Below are 15,584 nucleotides of genomic sequence, written 5' to 3'. Positions count from 1 at the left end.
TTGACAAAGGCATTATTTTTCGATTAAGCACCATAGAATTTATCTTTTAATGGAATAATAGTTAATCAAAGAGGCACGGTTTATGGCAAAAAAAGAACTTGGAACTAAACGTGTTGATCCAGAAACGGGAAAAAAATTTTACGATCTAAATCGCGATCCTATTGTGTCGCCCTATACAGGAATTTCTTATCCGCGTTCTTACTTTGAAGTTGCAGCAGCTGAGGCAAACAATGAAGAAGACGTTGATACTGAAGAGCTTGATACAGCACTTGAAAAATCTGCTTTTATGCTTCTTGAAGAGGATGATGAGGATTCTAAAGATGACGATCTTCCTGATTTAGAAGATAGTGATGTAGATCTTGGTGATGACGATGATACATTTTTATCTCATGATGATGACGATGAAGATGATGACGTTACTGATATTCTCGGAGGCGGTGTTTCTAATGATGACGATGCTTAAGAGAAGTAAAAGAGGACATCTTTTCCATTGAATGTAAATTCTTCTTGATCTTCAATTTTGATCGTTCTAGAAAAGCTGAAACTGTATACTTTCCTTTTGGGAAAAATTGTTTTTATAGGGGCTATAGCTCAGCTGGGAGAGCGCTTGCATGGCATGCAAGAGGTCAGCGGTTCGATCCCGCTTAGCTCCACCAAAAGGACCAGCTATTCTATCAAGGGAATCAATTATAATAGAGAATGTGTGCATCAATTTAAAAGGTTTATGCGCTATTTAATCATCATTCCAATAGCGCCTGTTGCTTGCATTTTAGCGATATTATAACACGTTTTTAATCATTTGTTGGATTATAAAATTTTACTGTCGTAACCGTGAAAGTAGATAATTTTTTATGCTTTGCACAGAAACAGAAAAAGAGCTGTTTAACTTACGCCTTGTTTTAAAGGACAAAATTTGAATTACCTTTATCACAATATTTCCACAAAATCATAATATGTTGGTTATCGATATCTTTTTAAAAGGTACGAAGTACCTAAACAAAGATGAGGGAATAAAATATTAAAATATTCTTCTCAATTATTGCGAATCAGAACTTTTTTCGAGTATTTTTAGCTTGATCAAATGTCCTGCCAATTAAAAAATTGCCTACTTTGAGTAGCATCTACCTACTCAATACTAAGGTGTATTAACGCTCAAATAACATATTGAATCAATTAATTTTGTTTCCTTGCACGTCACAAAAAAGGTTGAGGTGTGAAAGCAACGTGCGCCATCATTATATGTGCTAATTCCCAATGTTGCCAATAATTCTTACATTTGAGAATGTTCATAAGAAACATTTTTAGTCTTTTCTTTCACAGTTTTTATCCACATGCCAATTGCGCTTGTTATGTGCAAGCCAATGGTTTTTATTGATTCAACCTCAAGAGATCTGAAATGATAAAACCCTACGCCATTCGAGATTCTTACTTTAATATGATGCTCGAATTGCATTTCTTTTGATTGCTCTTTTATACGCTAACAAAGAAAATATTCATGTAATAATCAGTCAGCAATACGCATAATGAAAATAAAAAATAATATTAAATTTTAAAATTTTTATTCAATAATCTCTGGTACTTAGCCCTGTGCGAAATGTCAGAACCAAATAGAAGATAGTTTCCATTGTAAATTTTTTAAACAACAGAGGTAAAAATATTGAGAGTGCTCTCAAAATTGTGCATTGCAAAAGCTTTCTGTCTCTTTGGTTTATTCTAAAAAATAACAATTTATTTCATTTAACAATCAGAAAAACGATACAGCCTTATCACGCCATAAGAAATTTGGCTCTCAAATAATTTTACCAAAACAATTCTCTAATTGAGATTTTCAAAAATCTTCCCTAACGCCATCCACATCTCTTTAATTGCTGTTCATAGAGTCTCGATATCCTTGCCATGCGCTGTGCTGCCTGTGAAAGTGCCGCAGAGACATGCCCGCCACTACGCGCATAAGCACCATGTCCCATATGATAATTTAAATAAAGGCTATATGCATCATCAAATCTCACCCCATTGCGTTGAACACTTTGGCGATGGTACCAAGCAATAAAATCAGCAGAATCTGCAAAATTCGTACGCCATGCAAAAGATCTGCCCGTAGAGCGAAGATACATTGCCCATGTACTGTCAAGCGCTTGAGAATAACCATAGGCTGTCGATTGACGCTTCCATGGAATAAAACCAAGTAGTTTTTTACGTGGAGGACGTGCATTGTGACGAAAACTCGATTCCATATTAATGGTTGCAAGAATAATAGACATAGGAATCCCATAGCGCATTTCTGCACGTTTAGAAGCCTTACCCCAATTGTCAAAAAAACCATTTTTTTGTGCTAAAATAGCACACGCATTGTTCGTGTGTATGGGAGTGGTTGTTGCACACCCATCTAGCAGAAACACCAGTGCCCCTAAAAACAAAAGGTGTCGCATATTCCTATTCCTCTCGTTTAAGAAATAAAACAAGATAGAGATACTAAAAAAATATTACCAATCAATAAAGAACATGATCTGACTTGTGATATTTAAGAAGCTTGCTTTGCTTTATTCCTCGTCAGCAAAACGCAATGTTTGCGACTGAGCCAATGTTGTCATTTTTGTTGGTTCAGAATGATTCTCTTTTAATTCGACAGTTTCAATGCGATTTGCCCGTTTCATAATTTTGGAAGACGATATCAAAATTCCCTCTATATCTTCACCTGCTTTGTGAAAGTGCTTCTGTAACGCACGAACACGTATATCCATTCGTCCAAAATCTTCCATCAATTTTGCTACTTCTGATTGAATTAAGTGCGCTTGTTCACGCATCCGTGCATCTTTCATAATGGTTTGTACCACTTGGACAGAGAGCATCAACAAAGATGGTGAAACAATAATCACATGAGCTCTATTGGATTTTTGTACCAATGCCTCAAAGTCCTCATAAATTGTTGCAAAAATCGATTCAGATGGCACAAAAAGGAAAGCAGTGTCATGGGTTTCTCCAGGAATCAAATATTTTTGTGCAATATCACGAATATGGACTTCCATATCGGTACGAAATTGGCGTTCTGCCTCTTGACGCTCTTGCGCTGATTCTGCCTTACGCATAGCATTCCAAGCCTCCAGAGGGAATTTAGCATCAACAACAAGAGAAGGGGCTTTATTGGGCATATGAATGAGACAATCTGGGCGTTTTCCATTGGAAAGAACAGCCTGAAAAACATAAGCATTTGTTGGTAAGGCATCGGCAATAATTGCTTCCATCCGCCCCTGACCGAAAGTACCACGTGTCTGCTTATTGCTTAAAATGGACTGCAACTGAACAACTTGTCCCGTAAGCGATTGAATATTATTTTGTGCCGCGTCAATCACTGCTAAACGCTCTTGCAAACGATTCAAATTTTCATAAGTGGATTTGGTCTGTACCTGAAGTGTTTGGCCTAAGCTTGTTGTCATCCCATTGAGTTGCTCACTGAGTGATTTATTCAATTCAGCCTGCCGTTGACCAAAAATTTCCGCCATCGTTTGCATTCTCCCTTGCATTTCAGCTTGTGTTTTCAGCAAGGTAGCCATCTGCATTTGTGCCTCACGTGCGCGTTCAGCAATTTCATTTTCCAAAAATGCTTTTTTTCGATGAGAATGTATCAACATAAAAAATGCCCAACAAACAAGTATAAATAAAAGCAAAAGCATTAGTTTAGAAAAAAACTCTCCAGCGAGTATGGAAAAAAACGAATCAAACATAAATTGTAATATAACGCTCTTATTGTAAAAAAACGCAAGAATCCGTTATTCAATATTGACCAATAACAAACCATTGATTAATCTCTACTTATGCCAATGAGATCTTTAGTTACTTTACCTGATCCGATTTTACGGGAAGTGTCCAAGCCCGTTGATCAGGTCGATTCAGCTCTTCAAAAACTTGCGGATGATATGTTGGAAACCATGTATAGTGCTAAGGGCGTTGGTCTTGCTGCTATTCAAATTGGTATACCGCTACGTATGTTGGTTATAGATGTCTCTGGAAATTCTGAAGATGAGCAGAAAAAACCATTTGTTATTATCAACCCTGAAATTTTATGGCTTTCAGATGAGCGTAATATTTATAAAGAAGGTTGTCTTTCTATTCCTGACTATTTTGCAGAGGTTGAACGTCCTAAACGCCTTTGTGTTCGCTACCAGAACCGTGAAGGAAAACAAACAGAAATTGAAGCAGACGATCTCTTGGCAACTTGCTTGCAGCATGAAATTGATCATTTAGATGGGCGCCTTTTTATTGATTACATTTCAAAGATCAAACGCGATATGGTGATACGAAAATTTAAAAAACGCGCAAAAGAAAAAAACATGCAGGAAGCAGTTTTGTAATGGCTTTACGATTAAGTTTTATGGGGACACCAGATTTTTCTGTTCCTATTTTACGTGCTTTATTGGATGCAGGTCATGATGTTGTTGCTGTTTATAGTCAACCCCCTCGCCCAGCAGGACGTCGAGGACTTAAATTAATCCCCTCACCTGTTCACAATGTAGCAAAAGAGAAATCTATTCCCATCTTTACGCCACAAACACTCAAAACAATCGAACAACAGGAGCAATTTGCAGCACTTTCTGTTGATGTTGCTGTTGTTGTTGCCTATGGACTCCTTTTACCCAAAGCTATTCTTGAAACACCCCGTTTTGGTTGTTTTAATGCCCACGCTTCACTCTTACCACGCTGGCGTGGTGCTGCACCTATTCAGCGTGCAATTATGGCTGGCGATAAAGAAACAGGTATCATGATCATGAAAATGGATGAAGGACTTGATACGGGACCTATCGCTCTTTCTCGCTCCATCCCCATTACTGATAACACCACCACTGCTGAGCTTTCAAACAAACTTTCACATATTGGCGCAGAACTTATGATAGAAACCCTATCAACTCTTGAAAAAGACCAACTTAAACTAACCCCACAATCAGAGGAAGGCATCACCTATGCTGCCAAAATCAAAAAGGAAGAGACCCGCATTGATTGGACAAAACCTGCAGAATTTATTCAGAGGCATATTCGCGCGCTCTCTCCTTCTCCTGGTTGCTGGTGCAATATGAATATTGGGGGACGAGAAGAACGTGTAAAAATTCTTGATAGTCGCTTAACAACAGGTCCTTCTCTTGAAATTGGACGGATCGAACCAGATTCTTTGATTGTCCATTGTGGACAAGGGCGGATAGAAATAACCTCTCTCCAAAGATCGGGTGGTAAAGTCCTTGATAGCGCAACCTTTTTACGAGGTGCTTATATTTCTGCTGTTTTTTAAGATGCCACGTTTTAAACTCACTCTTGAATATGATGGTTCAAATTATGCTGGTTGGCAGCGTCAAGTAAAACTTCACACTGTACAAGGAGCTCTTGAAAAGGTACTCTTTTCCTTTAGTGGACAACAATTGACCATAACAACAGCAGGAAGAACCGATGCGGGCGTACACGCTACGGGACAAGTTGCGCATGTTGATTTCATAAAAAACTGGCATCCCCATACTGTACGTGATGCGCTCAATGCTCTTTTACGTAAACAGGGAGAAGCGATTTCAATCTTAAACGTACAAAATGTCCCTGATGACTTTGATGCACGATTTTCCGCTGTAAAACGCCATTATCTTTTTAAAATTCTTAATCGTCGCTCTCCACCAGCCTTAAATGCCAAACGCGTGTGGTGGTTGCCAAAGCCTCTTAATGCTGAAGCCATGCATGAAGCTGCTCAAAAGCTTGTAGGAAAACATGATTTTACCACTTTCCGTTCCGCACATTGCCAAGCAAAAAGCCCTATTCGCACCCTTGACCGCCTCGATATTCAAAGAGAAGGTGAAGAAATTTTCCTTTATGCGCAAGCCCGTTCTTTTCTTCATCATCAAATCCGTTCATTCGCAGGAAGCCTCATGGAAGTGGGTATTGGACGTTGGACAGCTCAAGATCTCGAAGCAGCTCTTCATGCTAAAGATCGTAAACATTGTGGTGTTGTTGCTCCTCCTTCAGGACTTTATTTAACCAAAGTAGAGTATTAATTATCCTTCAAGAGTGAACGTCTTAAAAGTCATTAAGGCAGTTTATAAAAAGAACGAATTTCTTCAAAAGCTTCTGCTGCTGTATTGACAAATTTCACAAAATTAACATCAGTAGGAGAAATTGTACCTTGTTCAGACAGATACTCAAAATTGATAGTATTGCTCCAAAATTCTTTGCCAAACAATAAAATTGGTACCTGTTTCATACGCCCCGTCTGTACTAAAGTTAACGTCTCAAACAATTCATCCAGAGTCCCAAATCCTCCAGGGAAGATAGCTAATGCTTTCGCTCGTACTAAAAAATGCATTTTGCGCATCCCCAAATAATGAAAATTGAAACACAAATGCGGCGACACATACGAATTAGGTTCCTGCTCATGTGGTAAAATAATATTCAAACCAATCGTTGGGGCACCAACATCACAAGCACCACGATTTCCCGCCTCCATAATTCCTGGTCCGCCCCCCGTAACAACCACAAATTCACGATATTCTGTCGTAGCAGAATAAAATGAGCACAAACGCGCAAATTCTCTCGCTTCATCGTAATAATGTGACATAGCACGCAAATTTTTCTTTTGTATTTCATTTTTTGCAGCCCACGCCGCTTGCCCAGATTCAGGAATACGCGCACCACCAAACAAAACAACTGTTGATTGAATATCATATTCTTTAAGGGTTATTTCCGGCTTTAAAAATTCAAGACCAATACGTTGTGAGCGCAACTCTGGACGCATCATAAAATCTTGATCGATATAGGCTAAACGATAAGTAGACGAACGCATTTGTGCTGAATTAGAGATTTTATGTATTTGTTGTAGAGCATCCTTCGTATGGAGAAGTGGTGTCCAATTTTCTTGTTCTCCTTTTCTTTTTTCTTTACAGCCTTTTTTCATGCACCTGTCCTACTTCCTCATCGTTTTATTGACTGAACACATTTCTTCGCGTAGTTCATAGAGAATAAACCTTGAAGCTTTCAACTTGTTTAACGGAACTCTCATCATGCCCCATCTCACACAACTTGAAATGATTATTCAACAAGCTTTTGACGATCGCGATTCTATCGATACTACCACAAAAGGCGAAATCCGTGAGAGTGTCGAACATACATTGAACCTTCTTGATAACGGTGAAATCCGTGTTGCAGAACGACAAAAAAATGGACAATGGCATGTTCATCAATGGTTGAAAAAAGCGGTTTTGCTCTCTTTTCGGCTTAATCCTATGCAAATTATTACTGGTGGAATCAATGGAACACATTGGTGGGATAAAGTTCCTTCAAAATTCTCTGGTTGGCAAGAGACCGATTTTAAAAGTGCTGCTTTCCGTTCCGTTCCTGGAGCCATTGTACGTCATTCTGCTTACATTGCACCCAACGTTATATTGATGCCATCCTTTGTTAATCTTGGTGCTTTTGTCGATGAGGGTACAATGGTTGATACATGGACCACGGTTGGTTCTTGTGCACAAATTGGTAAACATGTCCATCTTTCTGGCGGTGTTGGTATTGGAGGTGTTTTGGAACCACTGCAAGCAAACCCAACAATCATTGAAGATCACTGCTTTATCGGTGCTCGCTCTGAAATTGTTGAAGGCTGTATTATCCGTGAAGGTGCTGTTTTGGGAATGGGAGTCTTTATTGGAAAATCTACAAAGATTATTGATCGTACAACAGGTGAAATTTTTATCGGTGAAGTACCAGCCTATTCAGTGGTTGTGCCAGGTTGTTTCCCTGGAAAACCTTTACCAAATGGTGAAGCAGGACCAAGCCTTTATTGTGCTGTTATTGTAAAACGCGTTGATCAAAAAACACGAGAAAAAACATCCATTAATGATCTTTTACGTTCTTAGACACAAGATTAATTCACAATAATATTTCATCGTTTTTTTACTTGAATAATAACCTCGAATACAAAAATTCTCTCATTTCAAATCCTTTCATAGTGAATCTAATCACTATCATTTCCTTGCGTGTTACAAACGCAGTTGGTGTGTGGGCAAGAGACACTTTAAGAAAAGAGTAAAAATATTTTTAATGAAAATTCTCTCAAATGATAAGGACTGTCATAATATTTTGAGCTAAAAAAGAGTATGATAGATGCGCTTTGCACCTTTATGACGCGTAAAGACGGTGATGCCAAATGGATTTTATATCATTCACAGTGTATGTTACTTTATATTTTTCACAGCCTCCATTGTGAAATGGAATTTGATGCATTGAGTGATGATTCACTAAAACAAGCACACCAATATGCAACATAAATGTATTTCGTTTAAAGCATTCTGTTTTACGTGAGAAGCATGACATCATTACGCAATACACAAAAACATGAAGCACAGCGCAATTCTATTTAAAAGTGTTCTTTAAGCACCTGAATCAATCAATAAAAGCAAAAGCGCAATCAATAAGAGAAATACTCCTTTTTTCATTATTTGTTCATTTTGAGTGCTTGAATAAATGCCGATTGTGGAATTTCTACTTTTCCAAATTGGCGCATCCGCTTTTTGCCTTCTTTTTGCTTTTCCAAAAGTTTGCGCTTACGCGTGACATCACCCCCGTAACATTTCGCTGTTACATCTTTACGCAAAGCACGAATTGTTTCGCGCGCTATAACTTTACCACCAATAGCCGCTTGAACTGGAATCTGAAACATATGCTGGGGAATAAGATCTTTCAGCTTTTCACACATGGAACGCCCGCGCTTTTCTGCAATCGTGCGGTGCACAAGCATAGACAATGCATCTATAGACTCTCCATTTACCAAAATAGACATTTTAACTAAATCCCCTTCTGCATAATCTGCCATCTGATAATCAAAAGAAGCATAACCCTTTGAGATTGATTTTAGCCGATCATAAAAATCAAAAACAACTTCATTCAGTGGTAAATCGTACGTTACCATAGCACGGGTTCCAACATAGGACAAATCAGCTTGTATCCCCCGCCGCTCTTGGCATAGCTCTAAAATTGACCCAAGATAATTATCAGGAGTCATGATTGTCGCCCGAATCCATGGTTCTTCGATTGAAGAAATTTTAACCACATCAGGCATATCCGCTGGATTGTGCAACTCTTTAACAGAACCATCATTCATATTCATGCGATAAACAACCGAAGGTGCTGTCGCGATTAAATCCAAATTAAACTCACGCTCTAATCGCTCTTGAATAATTTCAAGATGAAGAAGTCCCAAAAAGCCACAGCGAAAACCAAATCCCAAAGCCGCGGATGTTTCCATTTCAAAAGAAAAACTCGCATCATTTAAGCGTAATTTGCCCATGGCTGCACGCAAATCATCAAAATCGGCAGCATCAATTGGAAAAAGACCACAAAATACAACTGGTTGCGCCGGCTTAAAACCAGGCAAAGCATTTTCACAAGGACGGCGCTCTTCAGTAATCGTATCCCCAACCCGTGTATCTGCTACTTCTTTGATAGAGGCAGTGATAAAACCAATCTCGCCTGGTCCTAACTCATCAACCTGTACCATTTTAGGTGTAAACACCCCAACGCGCTCAACTGGATATTTTGCTCCCGTACCCATCATACGAATGGTTTGGCCTTTTTTTAAAATACCATCTATCACTCGTACCAAAACAATGACACCAAGATATGCATCATACCAGCTATCAACCAACATTGCTTTCAAGGGATTTGCAACATCGCCTGTATGTGGAGGTGGTAATTGTGTAACAATTGCCTCCAAAACATCAGGAACACCCAAACCTGTTTTTGCTGATATTTCTACTGCTTGAGATGTATCAATGCCTATCACATCTTCAATTTGTTCTTTAACACGCTCAGGTTCTGCTGCTGGAAGATCAACTTTATTGAGTATAACAACCAATTCATGGGAATTATCAATAGCTTGATACACATTTGCTAACGTCTGCGCCTCTACACCTTGGCTTGCATCCACCACCAATAGAGAACCTTCACAAGCTGCCAATGAACGCGAAACCTCATAAGCAAAATCCACATGACCAGGTGTATCCATAAGATTTAAAATATAGGTTTCACCATTCTTTGCCTTATAGTGTAAACGTACCGTTTGTGCTTTAATAGTAATTCCACGTTCACGCTCAATATCCATGGAATCGAGTACTTGTTCTTTCATCTCACGTGTATCAAGCCCACCTGTTATTTGAATCAAACGATCAGCTAAAGTGGATTTGCCGTGATCAATATGCGCCACGATGGAAAAATTACGAATATAATTACGATCTATTGTCATATAAGGCGATTTAGCAAAGAATAATACAAAACGCAAAGACCAATTATGCTCCGGCTTCTATCAAAAGAATATAAACCTAAAAAGCTTCTCAAAACACAACTTTTCATAACCTAAAAAATGAGGCTTTTATTTGCTAAATTAAATCCAACGGTACTAAAATGATATTTTCACATCTTATTTTATGACTCATATGCTGGATAAACCGGCACCATCACACATTTTGCCAACCTCCAATGTTGCAACAATCCTTTACACTTGAAAGAGTTTATAAGAGATATGCCTTTCTTGTACAGTTTTTACCCACATGGACCACCTTCTTGTAACGTGTAAGCAAGTAGATTTGGATTGATTTAATATGAAAACGATTTGAAGTGAGAAAGTTTTACGGTATTCAGGATTCTAATTCAATGTGAATAATTCTATATTAATTATAAATCAATATGTTATAATATTTATATTATGGGCGTGTATATCACTTAAGCTTGCAATAAAATTCGCAAGAAATGCTTTTTTATTTATACGCAATAACCTGCTTTTTTAGCAATCTTATATAAAATAACATGAATATCGAGGGAGTTTCTTCTCAATTTTTAAAATTTTAGAAATATGCTCTATTGAGTGATCTTTTTATGTACTTTTTATACAACTCCTTCCTCCGTCCATTAAAGATAAAAAACACCAATCCTCTTCGATTCATTGAATAATGCATTGATTTATAATCATCGTTTATTGTTTTTCAATTTAAATTAAAACTCTGAATATCTCGAGCCTTTCTCATTTTAAATCTTTTCATAGTGAATCAATCAAATTTTTTGCTTCCCCATTATAAAACAGGGCTAGTATATGGATAAAAACGTTTAAGAAATGAGTAAACATGTCTCTCTCTTTCAAATGCCAAAGGCTGTCGTAATATTGAGAACTGACAAAGAAAATGCTAGTGCCTTTTATTTAAGTAAAACGATGATGCTCTGTGGTTTTTCTATACTTCACGCGGACCGTCAATGAATATGATGTATATTAAGAAAATTGTCTTTTTAAAAAACGCGTTAATATACAACATTATGGGAGGCTGCTTTAGGCGTTCTATTTTACGTGAAAAGCGTGATCCCATGAAATAACAAAAGGAATAACGTGCAACAGTGCGTAATTTTTATTATTCAAAAAAATTACCATGGATGTTTTCGAAAACTGTAAAGCTAAATTTAACAATAACAGTAAAGATGAGAGCTGTTTTTTATCTTCACCATTTCATGCTTTGACTCAATGAAGGTTGACTTCCCATTTCAGAGGTTAAGCAAACAGATAAATATTATTACTCCAATTTGCTATACAAAAGCTGGAATAGCTTATAAAGCCTCCTTATCTTCATATTTTAAAAAAGCCTCAAAAATGAAAACTTTGCAAGCAAAAATCTCATGTAATAAAATCATAATAGAAAAGGTGCATAGCTAATCAATTTTTTCAATTGCTTTATTTTTTTTACGCCATTGTGAAGGTTGTAATTCAGCCACAATGATCCCAATCAGAATAAGCAAGCCACCTAATAATGCTAACGGAGATAAATGCTCTCCAGCCAAACGCCCAACAATACCAGCCCATACCGGTTCACCTGCGTAAATGAGTGTTGCACGTGTAGGGGAAATAGACTTTTGTGCCCAATTCATAGCCAATTGAATGATGGCACTCATTAATGCCAATCCGATGCCAATACTAAACCATACCCACGAAAATTCAGGAATGCTTTCACCCATCAAAGGCATACAAGAAAATGAAAAAAAACCACTAAAAAATAACTGGATAATGGTCACACGCCGACTATCAACCTTATTGGCAAAAATTCCGATGAGTATGACTTCTCCAGCAATCGCTAACGCGCCTAACAAAGTCAAAGTTTCGCCTTTTGAAAAATCAAAATTCCCCGGCTTTTGTCCTGAAACAAGAACAAGCCCAATAAAAGCGAAAACAATACCAACCCAACAAGCAAAACGGGGAGGTTTTTTAAAAACAATCCATTGCAAGATTGGAACCATCGGTACATAAAGCGCTGTAATAAAAGCCGACTGACTACTAATAATCGTTTGAAGTCCAGCTGCTTGAAAAGCATAACCTAAAAACATGGCTAAACCAATCGCCATCCCAGCGAAAACTTCATAAACCGTTATACCTTTTATAGAGCGCCAAAAAATTGCTCCACATATAAGAGATGCAACAATAAAACGAAATCCAACAAAAAACAGGGGACCACTATAGCGTACCGCAATATGAATGACTAAAAATGTAATACCCCACAATATTGTTGCAGCAAATATTGCTAATTCTGGCTTACTTAATAAAGGATATTTAAGCTGTTTTATATTTGTCATGAAAGGCTTTCTCCTCCAATTTTCCGCACAATTTATGAAACAATAAGCGTTCCAACTCCCTGTTCGGTAAACAGTTCTAGTAAAACAGAATGAGGAGTTTTACCATTTAAAATGACAACACCTTCCACACCATTTTGAAGGGCTTTTATACAAGTCTCTACTTTTGGAATCATGCCTCCTGAAATTGTCCCATTTTTGATAAGTTTCTCTGCTTCAGAAACTGTCAATTCTTTTAAAAGTTGGCCCTGTTTATCCAAAACACCAGGAACATCAGTGAGAAATAAAAGGCGTTTAGCCTCTAATGCACCAGCAATAGCCCCAGCAAAAATATCAGCATTAATATTATAGGTTTTTCCATCGCGTCCTGGAGCCACAGGAGCAAGAACTGGTATCATTTCAGAACATGCTAAAAGATCCAGCAATGTGCGATCAACTTCAATAGGCTCACCAACAAATCCCAAATCTAAAACACGTTCAATATTCGAATCAGGATCAATGACAGTTTTATAAGCCTTTTCGGCAAAAACCATATTGCCGTCCTTACCACATAATCCTATTGCCCATTCACCCTCTGCATTGATGAGAGCGACAATTTCTTTGTTTATGGAACCGGCCAAAACCATTTCAACGACTTCAACGATCCGCTCGTCGGTTACCCGTAAACCGTTTTCAAATCGTGATTCAATCCCCATTTTCATCAAAATTTCAGCAATTTGAGGTCCTCCACCATGAACAACAACAGGGTTAATCCCCGATTGCTTTAATAGAGCAATATCACGCGCAAATGCTCGCCCCAAGGCAGGATCACCCATAGCATGACCGCCATATTTTACCACAACCGTTTCATTTTCGTATTTTTGCATATATGGTAAAGCAGACGATAGAAATGCTGCTTGTTTTTCTAAAACATCTACAGCACCGTTTTTAGCATCATCCATTAATAGAGCCTCCTCATCACTTTTTACCATCTCTTAGTGGAATTTAGGAAAAGTAATAACGAAATGAAACAAGAAAACAACTTCCTCAAAAAACTGACAGCGAAAAATTAAACAAAACAGGCGTACAAAACGTTATTATTTTATGATTTTATGTATAAAATTGAAAAGCAAAGTTCTGAAAAAATTTTAAAGCTATGCCGTACATTCGACTCGTTAGTTTATGCTTATGGATACTTAACAATGAATAAGAATATATACAACCATTGATTTTGTAAGATAAAAACAAAATTATTCTTATAATAATAAAATAATAATAAAATTAACAGATCACCAAGATAAGAAGTAGATTGACTTAGCTCTGTAACCTTATCCAAGCAATTTTTAAGACTATCAAAAATGCCAAAAATAAAATTGGTTATGAGGAATTGATATTTTATTTGAAAAAGATGGATTGTCTAACAGCTTATTTAGCTACTTCTTGATAGGCTACTACCTATTTGACAGTTTTAGTATAGGGCTTTTAAAAAGACATTTTGAGTAAAACAATAAATACAAAAAATGCTGAATGCATAAAGGCAGTTATCATGACACTGGAAATTAGTCACTCAATTGCGTTCTTCTTGTATGGATAAGCCCTTTTTAAAATATCATAGATACTCAAAAATAAGACTTATCCATAAAACTCGTGAAATGTAAAAAACTATCAGCGGCAGGCACTTACTTACCCTAAATTAATCGTTTCTCTCTTTTCTTTTCAAGAAAAAAATGCTTTTCACAGATGAATAAGACTATAGAAAGCTTAATTAAAATAACCTTCCAAAAGTTTTTTCTAATCTATTCTGAGAACATTCACATATTTAACCAGAAATATTTTCAAAAAATTCCTTCATACGTGAAAAAAAGCCATGTGATTGCGGTGAATTCTCATGATTTGAAAGTTTTTCAAATTTTTGCAATAGTTCACGTTGTTCTTGCGTTAATTTTTGTGGTGTCTCAATCGTGATATGGATGTAAAGGTCACCCCTTGCTTGCTGCCGACGCAACATGGGCATACCCTTACCCTTAAGGCGGAATTGACGTCCATTTTGTGTCCCTTCTGGGATCTTAACACGTGCTTTAACACCATCAAGATCGGAAACTTCAAACTCTCCTCCTAAAGCAGCTGTTACCATTGAAATAGGAACGCGACAGTGAAGATCTGCTCCTTCTCGCTGAAAAAACTCATGCGGTTTAACGGAAAGGAAAATATAAAGATCACCATTGGGGCCACCACGAATACCAGCATCACCCTCACCAGAAAGGCGAATACGCGTTCCATCTTCAATACCAGCTGGAACATTCACGCTCAATGAACGTTTTTTCTCTATGCGTCGTGTCCCCTGACATTTTGGGCATGGATCCGTAATAGTTTCACCACGTCCATGACATGAAGGACATGCTCGCTCAATAGAAAAGAAACCTTGTGCAGCACGCACACGACCAGATCCATGACATGTTCCACAAACTTGCGGCTTAGAACCCTTTCTCGCTCCTGATCCTTCACAAACATCGCACGTAACGGAACTGGGAATAGTAATTTCTGCAGTTTTTCCTGAAAATACCTCTTCTAAGGTTATTTCCATATTATAACTCAGATCTGCACCACGTTCGCGACCATCACCACGCTTACGGTGCGCACCTCCCATAATTTCGCCAAAAAAATCTTCAAAAATATCAGCAAATCCACCACCAGCAGCAAAACCTCCAAAGGGATTTGCTCCTCCTTGACTACCGCTATTTTCAAAAGCCGCATGACCAAATCGATCATAAGCAGCACGCTTTTGGGGATCTTTGAGGACTTCGTAGGCTTCGCCAATTTCTTTGAATTTTCGCTCTGCCTCTTTATCCCCGGCGTTGCGATCAGGATGATATTGCATTGCCAACTTACGAAAAGCAGATTTCAACTTTTTATCATCACATTCACGAGTCACGCCAAGAATTTCATAATAGTCAACCTTCATCATGTATTCCTGATAATTTCTCTGT

The 15,584-nt window shown here is 37.8% G+C and carries 12 protein-coding genes and 1 tRNA gene; 6 read left to right on the top strand and 7 right to left on the bottom strand.

Translation table 11 applies throughout. From position 1 onward, the window contains the following. Positions 1-82: 82 nt before the first annotated feature. Positions 83-463, top strand: coding sequence for a TIGR02300 family protein (locus ACFIKQ_RS00865; RefSeq protein ID WP_375635411.1), 381 nt, complete (start codon positions 83-85; stop codon positions 461-463). A 117-nt stretch (positions 464-580) separates the two neighbouring features. After that, a tRNA-Ala gene (locus ACFIKQ_RS00860) sits at positions 581-656 on the top strand. A 1,185-nt stretch (positions 657-1,841) separates the two neighbouring features. Here the strand turns inward: ACFIKQ_RS00860 and ACFIKQ_RS00855 are convergent. Next, positions 1,842-2,429: a hypothetical protein gene (locus ACFIKQ_RS00855; protein ID WP_375635410.1), complete on the bottom strand. Its 588-nt coding sequence runs from the start codon at positions 2,427-2,429 to the stop codon at positions 1,842-1,844. A 111-nt stretch (positions 2,430-2,540) separates the two neighbouring features. After that, on the bottom strand, positions 2,541-3,722 hold the full coding sequence (locus ACFIKQ_RS00850; RefSeq protein ID WP_375635409.1) for a DNA recombination protein RmuC: 1,182 nt from the start codon (positions 3,720-3,722) through the stop codon (positions 2,541-2,543). A gap of 90 nt (positions 3,723-3,812) precedes the next feature. Here ACFIKQ_RS00850 and def point away from each other — a divergent pair, with 90 nt between their 5' ends. Genes def through truA form a run of 3 tightly spaced genes read left to right on the top strand, consistent with a single transcriptional unit; the run spans position 3,813 to position 6,023 of the window. Further along, entirely contained in the window at positions 3,813-4,349 is a 537-nt protein-coding gene (gene def, locus ACFIKQ_RS00845; RefSeq protein WP_375644382.1) for a peptide deformylase, read from the top strand. Further along, entirely contained in the window at positions 4,349-5,278 is a 930-nt protein-coding gene (fmt, locus tag ACFIKQ_RS00840; RefSeq protein ID WP_375635407.1) for a methionyl-tRNA formyltransferase, read from the top strand. The genes def and fmt overlap by 1 nt, the downstream gene beginning before the upstream one ends. A gap of 1 nt (position 5,279) precedes the next feature. Then, a complete protein-coding gene (truA, locus tag ACFIKQ_RS00835; RefSeq protein ID WP_375635406.1) occupies positions 5,280-6,023 on the top strand; it encodes a tRNA pseudouridine(38-40) synthase TruA in 744 nt (247 codons plus the stop codon). 32 nt (positions 6,024-6,055) lie between these two features. On the opposite strand, the gene ACFIKQ_RS00830 is transcribed toward truA, so the two are convergent. After that, positions 6,056-6,919, bottom strand: coding sequence for an LOG family protein (locus ACFIKQ_RS00830; protein WP_375635405.1), 864 nt, complete (start codon positions 6,917-6,919; stop codon positions 6,056-6,058). A 106-nt stretch (positions 6,920-7,025) separates the two neighbouring features. Between ACFIKQ_RS00830 and dapD the strand changes: the two genes are divergently transcribed. Continuing rightward, positions 7,026-7,874, top strand: a complete 849-nt coding sequence (dapD, locus tag ACFIKQ_RS00825) for a 2,3,4,5-tetrahydropyridine-2,6-dicarboxylate N-succinyltransferase (protein WP_375635404.1) — start codon at positions 7,026-7,028, stop codon at positions 7,872-7,874. 578 nt (positions 7,875-8,452) lie between these two features. Here dapD and lepA read toward each other — a convergent pair. The 4 genes from lepA to dnaJ form a co-directional block, all read right to left on the bottom strand. After that, positions 8,453-10,258 carry a translation elongation factor 4 gene (gene lepA / locus ACFIKQ_RS00820; protein WP_375655655.1) on the bottom strand — a complete coding sequence of 602 codons (1,806 nt, stop codon included), beginning with the start codon at positions 10,256-10,258 and terminating at the stop codon, positions 8,453-8,455. A gap of 1,448 nt (positions 10,259-11,706) precedes the next feature. Continuing rightward, the gene (locus tag ACFIKQ_RS00815) at positions 11,707-12,621 is read right to left on the bottom strand and encodes a DMT family transporter (protein WP_375655600.1); all 915 of its coding nucleotides are present in this window, start codon (positions 12,619-12,621) and stop codon (positions 11,707-11,709) included. 32 nt (positions 12,622-12,653) lie between these two features. Further along, on the bottom strand, positions 12,654-13,559 hold the full coding sequence (gene argB / locus ACFIKQ_RS00810; protein WP_012754491.1) for an acetylglutamate kinase: 906 nt from the start codon (positions 13,557-13,559) through the stop codon (positions 12,654-12,656). Between the two features lie 857 nt (positions 13,560-14,416). After that, positions 14,417-15,559 (bottom strand): molecular chaperone DnaJ, encoded by a 1,143-nt coding sequence (gene dnaJ / locus ACFIKQ_RS00805; RefSeq protein ID WP_375655598.1) that lies wholly within the window; start codon positions 15,557-15,559, stop codon positions 14,417-14,419. Positions 15,560-15,584: the final 25 nt, after the last annotated feature.

This window comes from Bartonella sp. MR63HLJHH, from assembly GCF_042194155.1.
Taxonomy (GTDB): domain Bacteria; phylum Pseudomonadota; class Alphaproteobacteria; order Rhizobiales; family Rhizobiaceae; genus Bartonella; species Bartonella grahamii.
This window is presented reverse-complemented; position numbering and strand designations above follow the sequence as displayed.

Coding starts and splice junctions, on each gene's coding strand:
- ACFIKQ_RS00865 (WP_375635411.1), top strand. CDS start 83: ATGGCAAAAAAAGAACTTGGAACTAAACGTGTTGATCCAGAAACGGGA.
- ACFIKQ_RS00855 (WP_375635410.1), bottom strand. CDS start 2,429: ATGCGACACCTTTTGTTTTTAGGGGCACTGGTGTTTCTGCTAGATGGG.
- ACFIKQ_RS00850 (WP_375635409.1), bottom strand. CDS start 3,722: ATGTTTGATTCGTTTTTTTCCATACTCGCTGGAGAGTTTTTTTCTAAA.
- def (WP_375644382.1), top strand. CDS start 3,813: ATGCCAATGAGATCTTTAGTTACTTTACCTGATCCGATTTTACGGGAA.
- fmt (WP_375635407.1), top strand. CDS start 4,349: ATGGCTTTACGATTAAGTTTTATGGGGACACCAGATTTTTCTGTTCCT.
- truA (WP_375635406.1), top strand. CDS start 5,280: ATGCCACGTTTTAAACTCACTCTTGAATATGATGGTTCAAATTATGCT.
- ACFIKQ_RS00830 (WP_375635405.1), bottom strand. CDS start 6,919: ATGAAAAAAGGCTGTAAAGAAAAAAGAAAAGGAGAACAAGAAAATTGG.
- dapD (WP_375635404.1), top strand. CDS start 7,026: ATGCCCCATCTCACACAACTTGAAATGATTATTCAACAAGCTTTTGAC.
- lepA (WP_375655655.1), bottom strand. CDS start 10,258: ATGACAATAGATCGTAATTATATTCGTAATTTTTCCATCGTGGCGCAT.
- ACFIKQ_RS00815 (WP_375655600.1), bottom strand. CDS start 12,621: ATGACAAATATAAAACAGCTTAAATATCCTTTATTAAGTAAGCCAGAA.
- argB (WP_012754491.1), bottom strand. CDS start 13,559: ATGGATGATGCTAAAAACGGTGCTGTAGATGTTTTAGAAAAACAAGCA.
- dnaJ (WP_375655598.1), bottom strand. CDS start 15,559: ATGAAGGTTGACTATTATGAAATTCTTGGCGTGACTCGTGAATGTGAT.